Raw genomic sequence first — 20,713 nt, forward strand, 5'->3', positions numbered from 1 at the left:
CTCAACAAACATGAAGGAGACATCATGAACCCATCCCTATTCCGCGCCCTGCGGCGCTGCGGCGGCATCATGGCGCTGGCCGTGGCCATGCCCGCCGCTCAGGCGGCAAGCGACGCCGGTTTCCCCAGCCGGGTCATCAGCATCGTGGTGCCGTTCTCGGCGGGCGGCGGCAGCGACACCGTGGCCCGCATTCTTGCGGACGGCCTCAGCAAGCAATTGAACAACCCCGTCATCGTGGAAAACAAGACCGGCGCCAGCGGCAACATCGGCGCCGAATACGTAGCCCGCGCCAGGCCGGACGGGCACACCCTGCTGTTCGGCAGCATGGGGCTGATGACGGTCAACCGCCATCTCTACAAGAACATGCCCTTCGATCCATTGAAGGACTTCACCGCGGTCGCCCGCCTGTACGACACCCCGCACGTCATCGTCGCCAACGCCAAGCTGCCCATCGCCTCCTTGCAAGATCTGATAGACCAGGCCAAGGCGCGGCCCGGCCAGATCAGCTTCGGCTCCGCCGGCGCCGGCACCTCCACCCACCTGGTCGGCGAACTGTTCATGCACGAGACCCAGGCCAAGCTGCTGCACGTGCCCTACAAGGGCAACGGCCCGGCGCTTACCGACGTCGTCGCCGGCCACATCGATGTCATGTTCGACCAGGCGACCAATTCGGTCGGCCACATCAAGGCGGGCAACCTGCGCGCGCTTGCCGTGACGTCCGGAACCCGCGTCGGCAACCTGCCCGACGTGCCCACGGTCGCCGAACTGAAGTACCCCGGGCTCGAAACGACGTCATGGACGGTGCTCGCCGCGCCGGCCGGCACGCCCGCGGCCGTCGTGCAGAAACTGGCCGAGGCCGTGAAGGCCGTGCTTGCCGATGAGAAAATCCAGGCGAAGATCTTGGAGTCCGGCGGCGTCGCTAACTTCGAAGGGCCGCAAGCCGCCACGAAGCTGGTCGAGGCCGACGACAAACGCTGGGGGTCGTTGATAAAAGCGGCCGGGATCGGGGCGAATTAAGAGCGCCGGGAACCGCAACGCGGCCTGCATCCCTCATCCAGCAAACCGTCCACCGGCCTGGCGCCGGCCCGAACCATCAATGCACGATTTCGGACAAGAATTTCTTCGCGCGCTCGTGCCGCGGGTGCACGAAGAATTCTTCCGGCGGCGCATCTTCCAGGATTTCGCCCCGGTCCATGAACCACACCCGGTCCGCCACCTCGCGGGCAAAATTCATTTCGTGCGTCACGCAGATCATGGTCATGCCGTCGGCCGCCAAGGTCTTCATCACATTCAGCACTTCGCCCACCATTTCAGGATCCAGCGCGCTGGTCGGCTCGTCGAAAAGAATCAAGGGCGGCTTCTGGGCAAGCGCGCGAGCGATGGCGACGCGCTGCTGCTGGCCTCCGGACAGGTTTGACGGCATGGCGTTCAACTTCTCTTCCAAGCCTACTTTGCGCAGCAATTCCTCAGCGAGTTCATAGGCTTCCTTGCGCGCCATGCCGCCCACTTTGATCGGCGAAAGCGCGATATTGTCTTTTACCGACAAGTGAGGAAACAGATTGAACTGCTGAAAAACGAAACCGATGCCGGCACGCAGACGGTTGATGTCGAGCTTTTCGTCGGTAATGTCCTTGCCTTGCACCCTTATGGTTCCGCGCTGGATTTCTTCCAGCCTGTTGATGGTGCGGATCATGGTGGACTTTCCGGAACCCGACGGGCCGCACACCACCAAGACCTCGCCGTCATGCACTTCACCACAGATATTGTTCAGCGCCTGGTATTTTTTATACCACTTGCTTACGCCTTCGAACTGAATCATCTCCCGTCTCCCGTCAACTCGCTTGCGCGATGATGCCCATCTGCTTGTCTTTCAAATGGTTCTCCAGCGCTTTGGCCAGCCTGGACAACACAAGGCATAAAAAGAAATAGAACAATGCAAGGATCAGATAGGTTCGAAGCGCGCCCGTGAGCTCGATGCTATTGATTTGCTGCGCGGCAAATGCGGCTTCCTGCACACCGATGATGTAGACGATGGAAGTCGCCTTGATGGTCGATACGAACTGATTCAGCAAGGAAGGAATCATGTTGCTCAGCGCCTGCGGAAGTTGCACGCTCGCCAATGTCTGCACCGTATTGAGGCCGACCGCCCTTGCGGCTTCGACCTGGCCCTGCGGGACGGACTGTATCCCGGCCCGGATGATCTCCGCCAGGAATGCCGATTCATAAACAACGATCGCCGCCAAGGCGATCCAGAACGGCGGCAGCTCCGTTCCCAACAAGACGGGCAGTAGAAAATAGGCCCAGAACACTATCATGATCAAGGGTATCGACCTGAAGGTGTACACCCATATCGTGGAAGCCATTCTCGTTACGCCGGTGCCCGTGCGGGCGATGCCGATAAGCATGGCGAAGGGAAACGCGCCGGCGAGGCCCAGAGCCGCCAGGAGTATCGTGCCCGCGAAGCCGCCGATCGGCCCGTTCGGCCAGGACCCCACCAGGAACATCAAGCCATAGGTATGAAGAAACTCGATCACGACGGCACCTTGAAGTCCGGAGGGTACTTTCTTGACAGCCGGGCCCCCAGCATGGCGATCAGCAGCGACATGCACAGATAGATCACCGTGCCGATCAAGAAAATTTCAAACGTCTGGAACGTGATGTTCTCTATTTTTTTCGTTTGATAAGTCAGTTCCGTCACGCCGATCACCATGGCCAGGCTGGTGTCCTTGAACAGGATGATGGAGCGGTTGATGAGCGGAGGCACCGCGTACCTGGCCGCCTGCGGCAGCACGACATAGACCAGGGCCTGCACCGCCCCCAGCCCGATGGACCTGGCGGCTTCAACCTGCGTCGAAACGATGGCCCGGATGCCGGAACGCAGATCTTCGTAGTAATAGGCGCTGACATTCAGGGACAGGGCCACCAGCGCGAAAGAGAATTCGGTATTGCCCTGATTCACCCAAACCCGGATCGGTTCCGGCAGGATTTCCGGCATGCCGAAATACCACACCATGATCTGCACGACCGTGGGCACGTTCCGGTGGTATTCCACGTACAGGGACACCAGGCCGCGCACCAGCCGAGACGGTATGAGATTGACGCCCGACAGCAGCAGGGCGACCGCGAATCCGCCCAGCAGCGCGCCGACAAAAAGCCTCAGGGTAATCGCCGTGCCCTTGCCTATCATCCGCAGCACATCGGGATCCGACAGCAATGAAAAAGAAATGTCCATGCAAAGATGCCAGGGCGGCGCCCGCCCCGTTCTCCCGTTCTACTTGGAAGCGTCCTTCTTGGAGGCCGCCGCAACGTCCTCCACGGCGAAGTCGCGCGTCATCTTGTAAATGGATTGCGAGCCCATCCATTTGTCGTAGATCTTCGTCAGTTCGCCCGACTTGTCCAGTGATTCTATGGCGGCATTGACGGCGGCCAGCAGTTCAGGCTGGTCTTTCTTGACGATGATGCCTATATGCTCGGTATAGGTGGGCTGGTCCAGCAGTTTCATTGGCGTGCCGGCCTTCTCGGCGTCGTTCAGGAAACGGCGCAACACCAGTTCGCCCGCGGTCATGGCTTCGACCTTGCCGCTTTGCACGCCCAGATAGCACTGTGAAATGGTCTGGAACGTAAGCACCTGGGCGTCGGGCAAGACCTTTTCCGCTATCGCCGCCGAACTGGAACCGGAGGATGCGCAGACTTTCTTTCCGGCCAGGTCCTTCAGCGAGGATATCGCCGCGTCCCCTTTGACCAGCACCTTGATGTAACCCTGGAGATACTGCTTGCTGAAATCCACTTGCTCGGCGCGCTGCGGCATCCAGGCGACCGACCCGGCCACCATGTCGACGCGGTCCATTCGCACTTCCGGTATCCGGGCTTCGGTGGAAAGCGGCTTGTGCTCGACTTTCAAGCCCATTTCCTTGCCGATGGCCATGCAGACGTCCACGTCGTACCCCACGTACTTCCGGGTATCGGGATCCTGGAAGCCGTAGGGGCTGCTGGCATTCTGCGTTCCGCAGACAATGGTTCCCCGCGCCTTGATGTCGTCCAGCCGGTTGGCGGCCGCATTGCTTCCCCAGGCAACGGCGAGCGCCGCCGCGCACAGCGCCAGACTCTTTTTGGTTTGATGTTTCATGCTTGTCTCCTTTAAGTTGTGTCAATGATCAATGGCGAATGTGTCGCGCTCGCGCTCGTCGATCTGGGATACCAGGTTGGTTTCCCACTCCAGGTACTTTCTTGCGGCTTCCTTGTTTCCGTCGTGCCGATCATGCACGAAAAACAGGTAGTCGATGCAGGCCTCGTCAGGCATGTGCTCATGGGTCTCGACCGGCAGGCCGGCCGAGTGCGGGAAGCCTTCTCCCACCAGACAAATATGGACGTCCGCAAACCCGTTGGCTTCCAACTCCTGGGCGAGCAAAGACAAGCGGTCTTTCCCATGGCCCAGCAGCACCGCCGGATGGTCCGCATGCCCCGCGAGCGCCATGGACACGTTCGGCCGCGTCGTCCAGCGTGCGCCTGAAATGCTGGCCTCGCGGAACTTCAGGCTGGGCCGGGCGTCCAGCAACAGCGCATCGGGATTCCGCTTCAGGAATTCGGACAGGCCGGCAAGCGGAAGGTCCTGTGTGTGCCGCAGCGCCGGCTCGTAGCGCTTCGGCTCCGGCAGGTCCCGCAAGCCGTCCGCATCCTCCAGCAGGAATACGTTCCATCCCAGCTGCTTCAGCCAGCTGGCGACGACGGGCGCCCGGATGCCATCGGTATCGCACAATACGATCCGGGCCTTGCGCACGCCCACGTACTGATCGGTCGCCTGGATCAGCTGACCGCCCGGGGTATGCTGGACCGCCGCCGGCAGATCCCTTCGGCCATGTTCTTCATCGGTGCGCACGTCGCACAGGAATACGGACGCCGTCTCGTCCCGGACCCAGCTCCTGACGGTCTCCGCGTCGACGATCGGGATCTCGAAGCGGCGGCTCAAGGCCTGGGAACGCGCCCGCAACGCGTCTCGGTCCTGCGCGCTGACATCCTTGGGATACAAGCGATTGGATTTATGCTCCAGCGGCAGATCGGCGAGATACCACCCTTGCGTCCCGTTCTCCAGGGCATATACCTTGTTGGGCACGCCAAGATTGATCAAGGTCTGGGCGCCGATGATGCTGCGCGTGCGGCCCGCGCAGTTCACGACGATGGTGGTGTCGGGGTCGGGCGCCAGCTCGCCGATACGCAAGGCCAGCTCGCCGTTGGGGCAGCAGACCGCGCCCGGTATGTTCATTTTCCGATACTCCGGCACGGGGCGGCCGTCCACGACCAGAACTTTCCGCGCGCCATCCTTCAGCAGCGCATGCAGGTCGCCCGCTGATATGCGAGGCGTGCCGTATATGTGTTCAGCGATCTCGCCGAATGTCTTGCTCGGCAGGTTCACGCCCGCAAAGCTCGCAAACCCGGCGTCCTTCCATGCCTCGATCCCGCCCCTCAGCACATGAACATTGGAATAGCCCAGGCCTTCCATGGCCCGTGCCGCGGCCGCCACCACATGTTCCGTGCGCCGATCGCCGTAGAGCGCCACCCTTACCGCCGGCCGGGGCACCAGCCGTCCAAGATGCAGCTCCAGTTCGCTGTAGGGCAGGGAGACCGCAAAAAACAGATGGTCCTCTCCATACTGCCCGTGTTCGCGCACGTCCAGCAACGCCACCTCATCGTCGTCGTGAATCCACTCTTTCAGCTGGCGCGCGTCCACATAGCGCAAGGTCGAATACGTCATGTTCCAATCACTCGGTTGCTCAGTGCGCCAACGCGCCCAATAATTTGCTCAAATCGTTTTTGAGGTCTTGCGGATCTTCCAGCCCGATATGCAGGCGGAGCAGGTAGCCCGGCGGCACGGCCGCGTCGCGATAGCGTGTGCGCCGCACGTCGACGGGCAGCACCAGGCTTTCGTACCCGCCCCAGGATGCGCCGATGCCGAAAAGCCGCAAAGCGCCAATGGCCTGTTCTATGCGCCCATGATCCAGGCCCGGATCGAACTCGACCGTGACCAGCCCATTGCTGCCGTGCGCATCGCGCCGCCACAGGGAATGATTGGGATCGCTTTCCAGCGCCGGATGGAAAACCGTCCTGATCGCCGGCTGCGATGCCAGCCACGCGGCGATCTCCAGGGCGCTGTCGGCATGACGGCGCAAGCGAAGATCGAGCGTGCGCATGCCCCGCAGCACCAGGAACGCGTCCTCGGCCGACACCGTCTGCCCCAGATTGACACTGGCCTTCTCCAGCTCCGCGAAACACGCCTGCCGGGCCGTGACCGACCCCATCATCACGTCGGAATGGCCTCCCAGGTACTTCGTCGCGGCCATCACGGAAACGTCGCAGCCCAGTTCCAGCGGGCGGTATATCAGCGACGAGCCCCAGGTGTTGTCGGCGCACAGCAATATCCCCCTGGGCCGGCACACCTCGGCGATCGCCGGCAGGTCGAACATGTCGTATAGCAGCGATGAGGGCGACTCCACATAGACCATCCGCGTTTCGGGCATCAACGCTTTCCTCCACTCCGGATCGCGCGGGTCGAAGAAACTGAAGCGCATGCCGTAATTGGACAGCTGCGATTCGCACAGCTGCCGGGCGGGCTGGTATACCCCTTGGGAAATCAGGACGTGGTCGCCCGCCTTCAGGTAGGCCAGGAACGCCGCGGCAATCGCGGCCAGCCCCGTGGGAAACAGTTTGCTGCGGTAGCCGCCCTCCAGCGCCGTGATGGCGTCCTCCAACGCAAAGACCGTTTCGTTGCCGCGAGCGCCATAGGACAGGACGCGCTGCGCGTCGCGCTGTTCGCGGGCGGCGCGCCATTGCGCCAAGTCCTCGAACAGATAGGTGCTGCCCTTCACGATGGGCGTGTTGGCCCAGCCATGGCTCGGGCGTCCCAGGCGCGCAAGCAAGGTGGCGAGTGCATCCTCGGCCATCAGCTGCCGCTCCGCCGCGTCTTGACGCCCACGTCCATGATCTTGCAGGTATGGTTCTCGAGGTCGAACGCCAGACGCCGATCGAGTTTTTCGAGGGCGAGGCCATACATGTGAAGGTGTCTGATGCTGGCGTCCTCGATGCGCACCGCGTGGATGTCGTCCGCCATCAGCGCTATGCCCTGTCCGGGCCCGACCGGCTGCATGCCGACCTCTTTCAGCGTGGCGTGCCCCGCCGTGCCGCCGTCGTCCGTGCGCTCGTACAGATAATTGCTTTCGGTGCCTTCGACCGCCGCAATGCAAGCCCAGGTGGTGTGGTTGTGCGGCACGATCTTCTTGCCCGGCTTCATCACGTTCAGGTACAGGGCATACGTGCTGTCGGGTTCTTGATGAATCAAGTACCGCGCCTGCAGTTCGCCGCCTTCCGGAGCCGGATATTCCTCGCCGTTCCACCAATCCTTTTGCGAGGCGAGGCCGACCAGCGCTTCCTTGATCACATCCAGGCTTTCGCGCGTGACGCCCGCGCCCCCATGTCGCTTTGCCAGATCGATGAAATCGGCGACGGCCGATTGCTTTGCATTAGATGCTTGCATGTCTTCCTCCATAATTCCAAGAAAATATAGAGGGCGCAGCAGCCGTCCACAAATTAATTGTTATAAGATACATATAAGCAGTGCTTATTGTTTCCCTATGAGCGGCGGCCTTCCGGAAAACTGGACACTAGGGTAAACCCCATGATGAATTTGGACCTCGACCTGCTGCGGACCCTGCTAACCATTGAGAAAACTAATACGTTTTCCGGCGCAGCCGGCGCGTTGTTCCGCACCCAATCCGCGGTCACGCAGCAGATGCAGCGCCTGGAAGCGCAAATGGGCTGCCCGCTGTTTCAAAAGAAGGGCCGCAACAGAGTATTGACGCCCCAGGGCCAGCAACTCGCGGAATATGCGCGAAAAATGCTGGCCATCAACGACGAGGCAGTGCGCAGCATCGGCAGGAAGCAGATGGAAGGGGAGATCCGCCTGGGCGCTCCGCTGGACGTGGCGGACACCATCCTGCCGCCCGTGCTCACGCATATCGCCCGCCATGCGCCCCGCGTCCGCCTGGAGATACGCGTGGACCGCAGCCCCTTCCTGATGGATGCGCTGGAATCGGGCGACATCGACCTGACGATCTCCACGAGGCAAGCCCCCGACTTGCGCGGCTTCGCGCTCAGGACCTCTCCCACCGCATGGATCTGCGCAGCGGACTTCGTCTACAACAAGCGGGTGCCGCTGCCTCTGATCCTGGCGGACGAGCTGAGCATTTTCCGCAGGATAGCGCTAGAGGCCTTGAGCCATACCCAGCGTACCTGGCACATCAATTGCGCCCACTCTGGTGGGCATCAAGGCCGCCGTGCGCGCCGGCCTGGGCGTAACGGCACGCTCCGTCGAATTCCTGGGCCCGGACATGAGGGTGCTGGGAGACGCCGAAGGCCTTCCACCCCTGCCGCCGGTGACCTACACGCTATGGACGCGCCCCGACACCATCAGCCCGCTGACCTTGGCCATCTACGAAATGCTGAAGGGGCAATTCGAGCAGAAGTCCGCCGAAGCCAATTGAAAACGGCGGCCGCCGCGGCTCCGCGCCATGCCTACAGCGTGGCGGCCATTCTCCGCAAGAACCGCTCGCATTCTTCCAGCTGTTCGATGTCGATGAATTCATTGGCCTTGTGCTCGCTTGCCGAGTCGGACTTCACATGGTACGCGCGCATGATGGGAATAGGCATTCGTATTTTTTCCCTTAAAACCGGGAAAATTGGAATTTTATTCTGGATATGTCTCTTTAGAATGATGCGTCATACCAAGTCGACAGCAAATCAGACCATGTCCGTGCAAAAGCAGATCGAAAGCATCTTGAACCCCCGCTCGGTGGCCGTCATCGGCGCTTCCAACGACACAAACAAGTGGGGCGGCAGCGTGCTTGCCCTGCTGCGCAAATTCGGCTTCAAGGGCGAGCTGTTCCCCATCAATCCCAAGGCCGACATGGTCCAGGGCCTGAAAGCCTACGGCTCGGTCTCCCAGGTTGGGCAAGCGGGCGTCGGCGCCGTCCTGGTCATGACGGCCCAGTTCGCGGAATCCGGCCCCGAAGGCATGGCCTTGCAGCAGGAAGTCGAAGACATCGTCTCGCGGGCGGGCATGCGCATGATCGGCCCCAATTGCATGGGGTATTTCAGCAGCGCCTCGGATCTGTGCCTGCTGAACGCGCAGGCCTTCATCCGCAATGACACGATGCACAAAGGCCATATCGCGCTCATCAGCCAAAGCGGCGCGCTGGCGGGCGCCATGCTGGCGCGCTCCTATGACATCGGCGCGGCCTTCAGCTTTTGCGTATCGCTCGGCAACCAGGCGGACCTGGAAATATGCGACTTCCTGGAATATGCCATCGCCGACGCCAACACCCGGGTCATCGCGCTATACGTGGAAGGCCTGAAGAATCCCGGCCGCTTCACCGCCCTGCTCGAAGCCGCCAGGCAAGCCGGCAAGCCCGTGCTGGTCACCAAGGCGGGGCGCAGCTCTTCCGGAACCAAGGCCGTGCAGTCGCACACCGCCAGCATGGCGGGCGCCTATCAAACATTCCGCGCTGGCGGTCGACGCCCTGGAATTCGCCGAAAAGCTCACACGCTTGTCGCCCACGGTGCTGAAAACCATCAAGCGCGCCGTCGCCCGCACGCTTCCGCGCTCGCCAGCGGAAACCGCCTACCCCGACATGGGCGAGCTGAACGATCTGATGACCGGGCCGGACGCCATCGAAGGGGTGGCCGCGTTCAAGGAAAAGCGCGAGCCCAGATTCGGAAACCCCTGATCCGCCTTTCCAGCCGAGGCAACCATGATTGAAATCGACAAAATCGACAGAGCGATCCTGAAGATCCTGCAAGAAGACGCGACGATCTCGATTTCCGCGCTCGCGGAACGCGTGAACCTGTCCAGCACACCCTGCTGGCGCCGCATTCAGCGGCTGGAAAAAGAAGGTGTCATCAAAAAACGGGTAACCTTGCTGGATCCCGAAAAAATCAACGTCGGCGTCACGGTGTTCGTGGCCATCAAGGCGCAGCAGCACAATGAGAAATGGCTCAGGAAATTCAACGACGTCGTCACGTCCATGTCGGAAGTGGTCGAGTTCTACCGCATGAGCGGCGAAACCGACTACCTGCTGCGCATCGTCGTTCCCGACATCAAGTCCTATGATGCCGTATACAAGAGACTCATACGCGACATGGATTACCTGGACATCAATTCCAGCTTCGCCATGGAACAGATCAAGCTGACCACCGCCCTTCCGCTGGACTACACTTGAAAACCGCCATGCTTCAAGAAAAAGAAATTCTGCACAGCTCCCACTGGGGCGCTTTCTACGCCCGTCCGGGCCGGGACGGGCTGCAGGTCCGCCCTTATGAAGACGACCCCAATCCGAGCCCGGTCATCGGAAACTTCACCGACGCCCTGAACCACCCGGCCCGCATCAGGCAACCCATGGTGCGCAAAGGCTGGCTGGAACGCGGTCCGACCCGGGGCGCGGACCGCAACGGCGACACCTTCGTGGCCGTCAGCTGGGAGCGCGCGTTCGATCTCGTCGCCCGGGAACTGCGCAGGGTGCGCGACGAATTCGGCGCCGGGCAAATCTTCGGCGGCTCGTACGGCTGGGCCAGCGCCGGGCGCTTTCATCATACGCAGAGCCAGATCCATCGGTTCCTGAACACCTGCACGGACGGCTACGTCCGCTCCGTCAACAGCTACAGCGCGGGCGCATCGACGGTCCTCCTGCCGCACGTGGCCGGGCCTTTCGACGATGTCTCGCGCCGCGGCGTCACCTGGCGGCAGATCGAGCAATACACCGACTGCGTCATCGCCTTCGGCGGGATGGCCACCAAGAACTCCATGGTCGCCAGCGGCGGCATCAGCCACCACATCGAAGAGCCGTCCATGGCCGCCGCCCGCCGGCGGGGATGCCATTTCATCAACGTAAGCCCGCTGCGCACCGACCTGCCTGAGGGGGCGGACGCGGAATGGGTGCCCATACGTCCGGGAACCGACGTTGCGCTGATGCTGGCGCTGGTGCACGAGCTCGTCGCCATGGGGCGCCATGACCGGGCCTTTCTGTCCCGGTATTGCGTGGGCTGGGACCGGTTCCAGGACTACGTGCTGGGCACCGCCGACCGGCAGCCCAAGGATCCCCGCTGGGCGGCAGGGATCACCGGCATCGACGCGGGCACCATACGCGCACTGGCGGCGCGCCTGACGCAAGGCCGGGTGCTGGTGACGGTGTCCCACTCTTTGCAGCGTTCCGAACATGGCGAACAGCCGGTCTGGATGGGGCTGGTGCTGGCGGCGGCGCTGGGGCAGATCGGCCTGCCCGGAGGCGGCTACAGCTATGCCCTGGGCACCATCGCCCACTACGGGCGGCTCGACAACCGCATCCGCTTCGCCTCGCTGCCGCAAGGCCGCAACCCCGTGCAGGCCTTCATTCCCGTCGCCAGGATCAGCGACATGCTGCTCAATCCCGGCCAGGAATTCGACTACGACGGCGCCGTGCACCGCTATCCTGAAATCAGGCTGGTGTACTGGGCGGGCGGCAATCCGTTCCACCACCATCAGCAGCTGGCCAGGCTGCGCGACGCCTTTCGCCGTCCTGAAACCATCATCGTCCACGAGGTCGCCTGGACGGCCACCGCCCGCCATGCGGACATCGTCCTGCCATGCACCATGACCCTGGAGCGCGACGACCTGGGCGTCACCCAGACCGATTCCATGCTGATCGCCATGAAGCGCGTGGCGGCCCCATACGCCCAGGCGCGCGACGACTATGACATCTTCGCCGAACTGGCCAAGCGCCTGGAACGCCACGAGGCATTCACGGAAGGCCGCGACACCATGGGCTGGCTGCGCTGGATCTACTCGGAAACGCAGCGGCGCAATGCGTCCTCGGGCCAGGCCCTGCCCGACTTCGATACCTTCTGGGAACAAGGCCGGCTGGAACTCCAGAAAGCGCCCGACGACGGCGGCATGTTCAGGCGCTTCCGCGAAGACCCCGCGGCGCATCCGCTGCCCACGCCCAGCGGCCGCATAGAAATCGTGTCGGAACGCATCGCGGGCTTCCGGTACGAGGACTGCCCCGGCCACCCGGCGTGGCTGGCCAAACGCGAAACGCCCACCGAGCGCTATCCCCTGTGGCTCATCGCCAACCAGCCCGCCACCCGCCTGCACAGCCAGCTGGACTTCGCCCGATACAGCCAATCGAACAAGCGCCATGGCCGCGAAGTCTGCACCATGCATCCGGCCGATGCCGCCGCCCGCGGAATATCCGACGGCGGCCTCGTGCGGCTGTACAACGAGCGGGGCGGCTGCCAGGCGGCGGTACGGCTGTCGGAAGACGTCATGCCCGGGGTGGCGCAGCTGCCCACCGGCGCCTGGTACGACCCCATAGACCCGTCCGCCGCGCGGCCCGAGTGCCGTCATGGCAATCCCAATGTCCTGACCGGCGATCTCCCGACCTCGGCGCTGTCGCAAGGCTGCAGCGGGCAGCTGGCGCGCGTCGAGATCGAACGGCTGGACGCCGAACCCGAACCCGTCCGGGCGTTCGTGCCGCCCCCTTTCATCAGCGAGCCGGAACCCGGCCGTCGCTGACGCCCGACCCACCCTTCATCGAGGAGCCATCTTGTTCAGCAGAATTTCATCCGCGACACGCGCTTTCGCAGGGATTGCGATGTGCGCGGTCCTTGGGGCTCCCGCGCAGGCGGCCAGCCCGTCGTGGTGGAAAACCACAGCGGCGGCGGGGGCTCGATAGCGGCGCAGGCCACCGCCGCCGCGAAGCCCGACGGCTATACCGTGCTGGTCGCGCCCATCGCCGTGGGCGCCATCACGCCGCACCTGCGCAAGCTGCCTTATGCGCCCTTGACCGAATTCGCGCCCGTGGCGCAGCTGAGCCGGTTCGACGCGGTGGTCAGTTCATCCAGCCGGCATGCCGGAAGTCGACGCCGGCACCTGGTTCGGCGCCTTCGCGCCCATGGGCACGCCCCCGGACCGCATCGCCGCCCTGGGCAAGCTGATCAAGGAACTCAACATCAAGCTCGATTAAGCGCCGCACCCGCTTCGAAAAAAATTATTCTAGCCTTTAAGGAATTCGAAGCGGATGATTCCCATCCGGGCACCTGGATGGGGGGAATTTTGACAGAATTTTCGCTGTTCACGCTCCTATACTGAACCTGTACTTTTCAATGCGCGGCGGGCCCCGCACCGCCGCGCCAAACAGGCAGGTATCCCATGAAAGAAAGCACTCGGCTCGTCAGCGCCGGCCGCAATCCAGAGCGATTCGAAGGGGTCGTCAACACACCCATTGTGCGCGGCTCGACGCTGCTGAGCCCCAATATGGCGCACTGGGCGGACAAGAACCGCAGGCACGCCGACGATGAATTCGGCGTCAGCATCTATGGGCGCTACGGCACGGCCACGCATCACGCGCTGCAGGACGCCATCACGGAAATCAGCGGCGGGCACCGGACCATGCTGTACCCGTCCGGGCTTGCGGCCATCGCCAGCGTTGTGACCGCGCTGGTGTCCACGGGCGATCATGTGCTGCTGACCGACAGCGTGTATTCCGCCACCACGCAGTTCCTGGCGCGCACCCTGAAACGCTTCGGCGTCGCCGTCACCCGCTACGACCCGCGCGTGGGCGGCGGCATCGCCCGGTTGATACAGGACAACACCCGCGTGGTCTTCGTCGAATCGCCCGGTTCCGAAACCTTCGAGATGCAGGACATCCCCGCCATCGCGCGGGCCGCCCATGCGCGCGGCGCCTACGTCGTCATGGACAACACCTGGGCGACGCCCTTGTTCTTCAAGGCATTCGACCATGGCGTCGACGTCTCGATCCAGGCCGCGACCAAATACATCGTCGGGCACTCGGACGCCATGCTGGGCGTGGCCACCTGCAACGAAGCCAGCTGGAACGCCGTCCGGGAAACCTCGCAGGATTTCGGCCAGACCTGCAGCCCCGATGACGCCTTCCTGGCGCTGCGCGGCCTGCGCACGATGAGCGTGCGGCTGCGCCAGCATTGGGCGTCGGGAGTCCAGGTGGCCCAGTGGCTGGAAAGCCGTCCCGAGGTCGACAGCGTTCTTCACCCCGCCCTGCCCAGCCACCCCGGCCACGCCCTATGGAAGCGCGACTACACGGGCGCCTGCGGCCTGTTCGCCATCGCCTTGAAGCCCGTGCCCGAACCCGCCCTGCACGCCTTCATCGACAGCCTGAAGCTGTTCGGCCTGGGTTTGTCGTGGGGCGGCTACGAAAGCCTGGCGCTGCCGTTCTCGCCGGCGGGGCGCGGCAGCACCCAATGGCCTTACGCCGGCCCGGGCGTCAGGCTGCATATCGGCCTGGAAGACCCGGCCGACCTGACGGCGGATCTGGAACAGGGCTTCCAGGCCATGAGCCGGACGCTGCGCGGCATAAGAGGGGGGCTGGCCGCCTGAGCGGCCGGCCATGCGCGGTCACTCGATGGAAATCTTGGACTCCTCGATCACTTTTTTCCATCTGGCGGCCGCGGTGTCGACCACTTTTTGCATTTCCTCCGGAGTGCTGCCGACCATGTTCATACCCATATCCGCGTATTTTTTCTTGAATGCCGGCTCATTCAACGCCGCGGAAATGTCAGTCTGCAGTTTCTGAATGACCTCTTGCGGCGTTCCCTTCGGCACGGCGAGGCCGAACCACATATCGGTCACCAGATCCGGATAGCCTTCTTCCACCACGGTCGGAAGATTCGGATACTGGGGCAGGCGCTGGGACGTCATCGCGACCAGGGGCTTCAGGCGCCCGTCCTGCAAGTTCCCATAATTGGATGCGAGAATGTCGATCATCAATTGCACGCGATTCGTAGCCAAGTCGCCCACCGCCTGCTGGGAGCCCGGATAGGGCACGTGGATGAAATCGGTTCCGGTCACGCGCTTGAACAGTTCGGTTTGCAGATGAATGATTCCCCCGACGCCGGCCGACGCATAAGACAATTGCCCGGGTTTTTCCTTCGCCAGCCGGATCAGGTCCGACAGGCTGGAAACCGGCAGCGCGCTGCTTACCATCAGGATGTTCGGCGCCGTGCTGACCAGCGTGACGGGCACCAGGTCTTTCAGGGGATCGAATCGCAAGTTCTTGTACAGGAAAGGCGCGACGGACAGGGTGCTGGACGACGCCATCAAGAGGGTATAGCCGTCCGGCTTCGACCTGGCAACGTATTCCGCCCCGATCATGCTCGCCGCGCCGGGCTTGTTCTCGACGACGACCGGCTGCCCCCATTTCTTGCTGAGCACCGTCGCGACCTCCCGTGGAATGATGTCGATCATCGCTCCGGTTCCAAACGGAACGATGATTCTCACCGGCTTGTCCGGAAAGGCCGCCACAGCCGTGCCGCCGGCCAATGACATTGCAACGCCCGCCAGGAACGGCAAAACTATCGATTTCATTTTCATCATGTGTCTCCTCGACGATATTGGAAAAACCACACAGACTGCTTACAGCATCAACGATGGGAATAAAGAAGAGCGCCCCGCGCCGGAAGCGTCGCCTTGAGAATCGCTCCGCTTTCGCTTTCGGTGATATACAGCTGGTCCGGCGCCTCGGGGTCGAAAGCGACATTCGTCGTTCTGATTCCGGCTTTGGACCTGATGCGGGCCCGAAGCTCGCCAAGTTCGTCAAACCACCATACGGCCCCAAGCCCTGAATGGGCCACGACAAAAGAGCCGTCTTCGCAAAACGCCATTCCGTCAGGTCCGGCCAATCCTCCGCTAAGTTGCACGAACAATCCCAGGTTGCATGCCTTTGCTCCCCTCCATTGCGCACGGAGCACTTGCAAGGCGCGCGTGACGGTGAAACACAAGGCGTCCTGCCCCGGGGCCAGAGCCAGGCCGTTCGGATAAGCGAGGTTCTCGGCGATCGCTTCGAACCCGCCGTCCGGCCGTTGAACCAGCACCCGCCCCGACGGATCGGCCAGGCTGCTGGCGCCCGGATCCGTGACGAGCAGCGTGCCGTCGCTGGAGAAGTGCAGGTCGTTGACCCCTCGAAAGGGCGCGTCCACGGGGCCATGCCAGGCGGAATCAACGGAACCCGTCGACGGATCGAAGACCAGGATTCCGCGCTGCGCATCGGCGACGAATATCCTGCCGTCGCGATGAATCTTCAAGCCATTCGGCTGGCCGCCGTAATCGGCAAACACCTCCCAATTGCCCCGCCTGTCGATGCGGAAAATCCGACCATGGCAGACATCGGTGCAGTAGAAGTTGCCGGCGCGGTCAAATGACGGCCCTTCAAGAAAAGAGTGCAGCGGCCCGCCTCCGCGGGCGTCGCTCCATGGTGTGCGCGCGCCGCGACGCAAAGAATCCGGCAGGCGATAAAGAACTTCCGCTTCCAATTGCATGACGTTCATCGAAACTCCTCCTTCCGTGTTTTCAGCCGCAAACCGCGGCGCCGGCGCTCAATCGATGCTGATGTTTCCGTTCTTGATGACAGCCGCCCATTTCCGGATCTCTTCCTCCTGGAATCTTGCAAGCTCTTCAGGCGTGCTTGCCACGATATCCACGCCCAGCGCCTTCATGCGGTCGATCACATCCGGACGCTTGAATATTTCCCGTATCGAAGCGCTCAGCCGGTCGCGTATTGCGCCATCCAGCCCAGCGGGCGCAAAAATCGCTTGCCAGGAGACGACTTGATAGCCGGGCACTCCCGACTCCTGCATGGTGGGCAAGTCGGGAAACGAAGACTCCCGTTTCGACGACGTCACGGCCAGCGCCCTGACCGCCCCGCTTTTTATTTGCGGGCTGGCGACGATCAGGTTCTCGAAGCTGAACGGAACTTCTCCCGCCATGACTGCCGACAGCGCGGGGCCGGCGCCCTTGTATGGGACATGCAGCAACTTCACGCCCTCGGTCTGCGCGAACAGCTCGGCCGACAGGTGCTGAGAAGTTCCGGCCCCCGCCGACGCGAACGGCATCGGCTCCGCCGATTTCCGTATGGCGCCGATCAAATCCTTGACGCTGTGATACGGCGTCTTGGGATTGACGATGAGCACGTTCGGCGTCGTTCCCACCAGACTGATGGGCGTGAAGTCCTTTTTCGGATCGAAGCCGATTTGCTTGTACAGGCTGGTATTGATCGCGTGAGTCGCGATCGACGCGCCGCCGATGGTGTAGCCGTCCGGCGCCGAACGCGCGACATGCTCGGTGCCGATATTGCCGCCCGCGCCGGGCTTGTTGGTGACGACGACCGGCGTTCCCAGCATGGCGCCCAGCTTGTCCGCGACCACTCTGGCGATGATGTCCGTGCCGCCGCCGGGAGAGAACGGCACGATATAGTTGATGGGCTTGTCCGCAGGCCATGCCGCATATGACGGCCCGCACACGGACAGCATGAGGCTCGTAAAGATCAAGCCCGCGGTGGATCGTAATTTCATTGACAGTCTCCTTTCTTTCAAATGAACAACCCGGGATCAGGCGTCTGCGCCGTCCTCCATTTCAAATCACTGAAATTGCAATCGCTTGCAAAAATTTTCGAACGAACAGGCCTTGCCTCCGCGGCCCGTCGATAATCTATAAAGGAAGCGTGGTGGCGCGAATGACGGCCCGTACGGGGGTCACCACCCGCCGTGGCGTGGCGGCGCCCGATTCGATATGCTCCAGCAGAATTGCCACGGTCGCCCGGGTCATGAGTTCGGAGTCCTGCTCTATGGTCGTCAGTTGGTATCCGCCCCAGGCAGCCTGCGGGACGTCGTCGAAGCCCACCACCTGGACGTCCTGCGGCACGTTCAGGCCCAGGTCGATGCGCAGCGCATCCATTACGGCGAAAGCCATGTGGTCATTGGCGACGAACAAGGCGTCCGGCCGTTTTTTCTGGCTGAACAGTTCCCGTGTCGCGGCTCTTGCCACGCCGAAGTCATACTCGCCGGATATGCGTGCGAAAAGCGTTTTACGGTGCCGGGCCAGCTCTTCCATGAAGCCTTTCTCGCGATCCTGTGACGTCGATGAATCTTCCAGGCCGCTGATGAAGCCTATGCGGCGCGCCCCGCGTTCCAGCAGGACCTGGGCGGCGAGGCGCCCGCCTTCGATGTTGTCGGAAGTCACCATGCTGGCCTCCTCGACGGGCGCCACCCGGTTGAACAGCACGACGGGTATCCCCACCGACTGGCAGTGCGCCGCCAGTCGGGACGACATCACCGTGCTGGCGAGCACTATTCCATCGACCTGGTACTGAAGAATGTCCAGCACCAACGAGTCCATTCCGTCGTCGCTGGAGTTCGAATCGCTGCTGATGAACAACAGCACATGGTAGCCGTGGGCCTGCAGCAGCTGCGACAGCCGTTCGATGACGGCGGGGTAGAACTGGTTGTGCAGATATGAGACCACCACGCCGATGATGCGGGATTTCCGGGTGGATAAGGTGCGGGCGATGGCGTTGGGGCGATAGCCGAGCTTCTTGGCCGCTTCCAGGACTCGGGCCCGGGTTTTTTTCGCTACGCTGGCGCCAGGGGTAAACGTACGGCTCACGGCCGACGTGCTTACACCGGCAAGAGCGGCCACGTCGGCCAGTGTCGATTGCCCCAAGCCCGTGGGCGCCGGTTTCACGGATTCAGTCATAGTTCGCAGCCTCAAACGCAGCGCCGGCCCGGGTTTTGAGCAAAGCCGCCGTGACCTCCGAAAGGCTCGCGCAACCCAGCAAAGCCATGTCTCTATCCAGCTCGGTGGCCAGAATGGACAGCACGCGCCGCGCCCCGGCTTCTCCGGCCACTGCGGCGCCGTACAACGTTGCCCGCCCCACGAATACCAATTTGGCCCCCAAAGCAATGGCTTTCAAGACGTCGGTGCCGCGCCGGAACCCGCCATCGATCATGACCGGAAGCCTTTCGGACACAGTATCGATGATCGCGGGCAAGGCGGCAAGCGGCGCTATCGTCCCGTCCAGCTGGCGGCCGCCGTGATTGGATACGATTATCCCGTCCGCGCCTATCTGCTCGGCCTTTTCGGCATCCAGAGGGTGCATTACGCCCTTCAACACCAGCCGTCCTTTCCATTGCTCACGCAACCACACCATATCGTCCCAGCCAAGCCTGTCCCGACCCGTACGGAAACCGTGGGCGGGTTCCTGCGTGATGGGCGGCCCGATTTCTTCGTACAGATTGGCGAATCTGGGAATCCCGTTCGCATACAAGGTTTTCAGGAAAACGCCCACGCTCCAACGGGGATGCAGCATACCATCAAGCAGCAGCCTAGGCGTCATTCGGAATGGAATGATGAAATCCATCCGGGCGTTGTTTTCCCGGTTGGCCGCCACGCAAGTGTCTATCGTGACGACCAGCACGTCGATCTTCGCGGCGCGCAGCCGGTCGAGAATGCGGGACATCCGTGCGCGGTCCCCGGGGAAATAGGCCTGGTACCAGTTGTCCCTGTCCTCTTCCTGCAGCTTTTCCAGGGGAACGCTGGAAGACCCGCTGATAATGAAGGGAACGCGGGCCTGTTGCGCCGCGCGCGCAAGGTCCAGGTCGCACTCATGCCGCAGCAGTCCCGCAAGGCCGGTGGGCGCGATGCCCAACGGCATGGCGTACCGGCGGCCCCACAATTCCGTCGAAAGCTCCCGTTTGTCGACGACGTTCAAGCCGCGGGGCAAGAATCCAAGCTCGTCAAACGCCTGGCGGTTGGCCCGCAGAGACCGCTCGTCTTCGGTCCCTCCGCGCACGTAGCCGTATACGCAACGCGGAAGGAATTTCTTGGCTGCTCGTTCGAAGTCGGAAACCGACAGCAGACGATCCAGCTTCATGTCGCCAATACCTGCTTGTTGACGACCATGCCCGGGTCGAGCGTGCCGTCGAAGCAATCGATGACGTTCTGCGCCGCTTCGAGCGACATGCGGCGCAAGCCGCCGTCCGTCAGGGCCGAGATGTGTGGAGACAGCACGACGTTGTCCACCCGGCACAACGGGTGGTCCGCCGCAAGAGGCTCGGTCTCGAACACATCGAGGCCGGCGCCCAATATATGCCCGCTCTTCAGGGCGTCGATCAGGCCGCCTTCGTCTATCACGCCGCCTCGCGCGGTATTGATCAGTATGGCGCCTTGCTTCATGCGGCGCGGATCGATCGAGTTGCGCGTATCCGGCGTCAGCGGCATGTGCAGGCTGACGACATCGGCGCGCGCCAGGGCTTCATCCAGGTCCGGCACGCGCTCGATGCCGTCGCCGACGGCCGAGCCGGCGGGCAAGGCCGGGTCGTAGGCCGCGACATGCATGCCGAACGCCCGCAGCCGTTGCGCCACGGCTTTGCCAATGCGCCCGGCTCCGACGATGAGCGCGCGCTTTTCATACAGCTCGAAGATCGGAACCGACGCGTTCCTGGACCAAAGCCCCGCCCGGACGTCTTTGTCGAACGACACCGACCGCCGCGCCACCGCCAACAACAACGACAGCGCATGCTCCGCCACGGCGACCGCGTTGGCTCCCGCGGTGATCGTCAGGGGAATGCCGCGCTTGTCCAGCTCGGCGACGTCCACTGAATCGTAGCCCACGCCATGGCGCGACACGACCTTCAGCTTCGGCGCGCCGGCAATGTCGGCGGCCCTGAGCGGCTGGAAAAACAGGATGACGCCATCCGCATCGGCCAGTCTGCCGGTGAAGTCGCCCGGCCCCGGGTTTTCGAGCACGTCGACCGTAAAGCCTTCCCGGGCGCGCAGCAGCGCGATGCCGGGATCGGCGATCTTCTTCGAAACGAGTATGTGCGGCAT

General features: G+C 62.7%; 18 protein-coding genes and 3 pseudogenes. 7 read left to right on the plus strand and 14 right to left on the minus strand.

Annotated features, from left to right (window positions below):
• Window positions 1-24 precede the first annotated feature (24 nt).
• Window positions 25-1,017 (plus strand): Bug family tripartite tricarboxylate transporter substrate binding protein, encoded by a 993-nt coding sequence (locus tag H0A72_RS00645; RefSeq protein ID WP_180152877.1) that lies wholly within the window; start codon window positions 25-27, stop codon window positions 1,015-1,017.
• 76 nt (window positions 1,018-1,093) lie between these two features.
• Here H0A72_RS00645 and H0A72_RS00650 read toward each other — a convergent pair whose 3' ends face one another.
• From H0A72_RS00650 to H0A72_RS00680, 7 genes are read right to left on the minus strand one after another with little or no spacing between them, the layout of a single operon-like run.
• Window positions 1,094-1,819 (minus strand): amino acid ABC transporter ATP-binding protein, encoded by a 726-nt coding sequence (locus H0A72_RS00650; RefSeq protein WP_180152878.1) that lies wholly within the window; start codon window positions 1,817-1,819, stop codon window positions 1,094-1,096.
• Between the two features lie 13 nt (window positions 1,820-1,832).
• Complete coding sequence (locus H0A72_RS00655) at window positions 1,833-2,534, minus strand: ABC transporter permease subunit (protein ID WP_180152879.1); 702 nt, start codon at window positions 2,532-2,534, stop codon at window positions 1,833-1,835.
• Window positions 2,531-3,232 carry an amino acid ABC transporter permease gene (locus tag H0A72_RS00660; protein ID WP_180152880.1) on the minus strand — a complete coding sequence of 234 codons (702 nt, stop codon included), beginning with the start codon at window positions 3,230-3,232 and terminating at the stop codon, window positions 2,531-2,533. Before H0A72_RS00660 ends, H0A72_RS00655 begins: the two co-directional genes overlap by 4 nt.
• 39 nt (window positions 3,233-3,271) lie before the next feature.
• Window positions 3,272-4,126 carry a transporter substrate-binding domain-containing protein gene (locus H0A72_RS00665; RefSeq protein WP_180152881.1) on the minus strand — a complete coding sequence of 285 codons (855 nt, stop codon included), beginning with the start codon at window positions 4,124-4,126 and terminating at the stop codon, window positions 3,272-3,274.
• A gap of 21 nt (window positions 4,127-4,147) precedes the next feature.
• A complete protein-coding gene (locus H0A72_RS00670; protein WP_180152882.1) occupies window positions 4,148-5,749 on the minus strand; it encodes a rhodanese-like domain-containing protein in 1,602 nt (533 codons plus the stop codon).
• 19 nt (window positions 5,750-5,768) lie between these two features.
• Window positions 5,769-6,935: a cystathionine beta-lyase gene (gene metC, locus H0A72_RS00675; RefSeq protein ID WP_180152883.1), complete on the minus strand. Its 1,167-nt coding sequence runs from the start codon at window positions 6,933-6,935 to the stop codon at window positions 5,769-5,771.
• Complete coding sequence (locus H0A72_RS00680) at window positions 6,935-7,525, minus strand: cysteine dioxygenase family protein (protein WP_180152884.1); 591 nt, start codon at window positions 7,523-7,525, stop codon at window positions 6,935-6,937. Before H0A72_RS00680 ends, metC (H0A72_RS00675) begins: the two co-directional genes overlap by 1 nt.
• Before the next feature lie 141 nt (window positions 7,526-7,666).
• Between H0A72_RS00680 and H0A72_RS00685 the strand changes: the two are divergent.
• Window positions 7,667-8,531 (plus strand): annotated as a pseudogene (locus H0A72_RS00685) (LysR substrate-binding domain-containing protein).
• A 31-nt stretch (window positions 8,532-8,562) separates the two neighbouring features.
• Here the strand turns inward: H0A72_RS00685 and H0A72_RS22295 are convergent.
• Entirely contained in the window at window positions 8,563-8,697 is a 135-nt protein-coding gene (locus H0A72_RS22295) for a hypothetical protein (RefSeq protein WP_281389319.1), read from the minus strand.
• Between the two features lie 148 nt (window positions 8,698-8,845).
• Here H0A72_RS22295 and H0A72_RS00690 point away from each other — a divergent pair.
• The 5 genes and pseudogenes from H0A72_RS00690 to metC (H0A72_RS00710) form a co-directional block, all read left to right on the plus strand.
• Window positions 8,846-9,805 (plus strand): annotated as a pseudogene (locus H0A72_RS00690) (CoA-binding protein); the annotation flags it as partial.
• Window position 9,806: 1 nt separating this feature from the next.
• Window positions 9,807-10,265, plus strand: a complete 459-nt coding sequence (locus tag H0A72_RS00695) for an Lrp/AsnC family transcriptional regulator (RefSeq protein WP_343060215.1) — start codon at window positions 9,807-9,809, stop codon at window positions 10,263-10,265.
• A gap of 8 nt (window positions 10,266-10,273) precedes the next feature.
• Window positions 10,274-12,592 carry a molybdopterin guanine dinucleotide-containing S/N-oxide reductase gene (locus H0A72_RS00700; protein WP_180152889.1) on the plus strand — a complete coding sequence of 773 codons (2,319 nt, stop codon included), beginning with the start codon at window positions 10,274-10,276 and terminating at the stop codon, window positions 12,590-12,592.
• Window positions 12,593-12,718: 126 nt separating this feature from the next.
• A pseudogene (locus H0A72_RS22480) lies at window positions 12,719-12,847 on the plus strand (tripartite tricarboxylate transporter substrate-binding protein); the annotation flags it as partial.
• Window positions 12,848-13,228: 381 nt separating this feature from the next.
• A complete protein-coding gene (gene metC / locus H0A72_RS00710; protein WP_180152892.1) occupies window positions 13,229-14,431 on the plus strand; it encodes a cystathionine beta-lyase in 1,203 nt (400 codons plus the stop codon).
• 18 nt (window positions 14,432-14,449) lie between these two features.
• Here the strand turns inward: metC (H0A72_RS00710) and H0A72_RS00715 are convergent, their stop codons facing one another.
• From H0A72_RS00715 to H0A72_RS00740, 6 genes are all read right to left on the minus strand, one after another.
• Window positions 14,450-15,418 carry a Bug family tripartite tricarboxylate transporter substrate binding protein gene (locus tag H0A72_RS00715; protein WP_180152894.1) on the minus strand — a complete coding sequence of 323 codons (969 nt, stop codon included), beginning with the start codon at window positions 15,416-15,418 and terminating at the stop codon, window positions 14,450-14,452.
• Window positions 15,419-15,474: 56 nt separating this feature from the next.
• Window positions 15,475-16,377 carry an SMP-30/gluconolactonase/LRE family protein gene (locus H0A72_RS00720; RefSeq protein ID WP_180152896.1) on the minus strand — a complete coding sequence of 301 codons (903 nt, stop codon included), beginning with the start codon at window positions 16,375-16,377 and terminating at the stop codon, window positions 15,475-15,477.
• A 48-nt stretch (window positions 16,378-16,425) separates the two neighbouring features.
• The gene (locus H0A72_RS00725) at window positions 16,426-17,400 is read right to left on the minus strand and encodes a Bug family tripartite tricarboxylate transporter substrate binding protein (RefSeq protein WP_180152898.1); all 975 of its coding nucleotides are present in this window, start codon (window positions 17,398-17,400) and stop codon (window positions 16,426-16,428) included.
• A 136-nt stretch (window positions 17,401-17,536) separates the two neighbouring features.
• Window positions 17,537-18,580, minus strand: a complete 1,044-nt coding sequence (locus H0A72_RS00730) for a LacI family DNA-binding transcriptional regulator (protein WP_180152900.1) — start codon at window positions 18,578-18,580, stop codon at window positions 17,537-17,539.
• Window positions 18,573-19,757 (minus strand): alpha-hydroxy acid oxidase, encoded by a 1,185-nt coding sequence (locus H0A72_RS00735; protein ID WP_180152902.1) that lies wholly within the window; start codon window positions 19,755-19,757, stop codon window positions 18,573-18,575. The genes H0A72_RS00730 and H0A72_RS00735 overlap by 8 nt, the downstream gene beginning before the upstream one ends.
• Window positions 19,754-20,713, minus strand: a complete 960-nt coding sequence (locus H0A72_RS00740) for a hydroxyacid dehydrogenase (protein ID WP_180152904.1) — start codon at window positions 20,711-20,713, stop codon at window positions 19,754-19,756. Before H0A72_RS00740 ends, H0A72_RS00735 begins: the two co-directional genes overlap by 4 nt.

The organism is Parapusillimonas granuli, assembly GCF_013416525.1.
Classification (GTDB): domain Bacteria; phylum Pseudomonadota; class Gammaproteobacteria; order Burkholderiales; family Burkholderiaceae_B; genus Parapusillimonas; species Parapusillimonas granuli.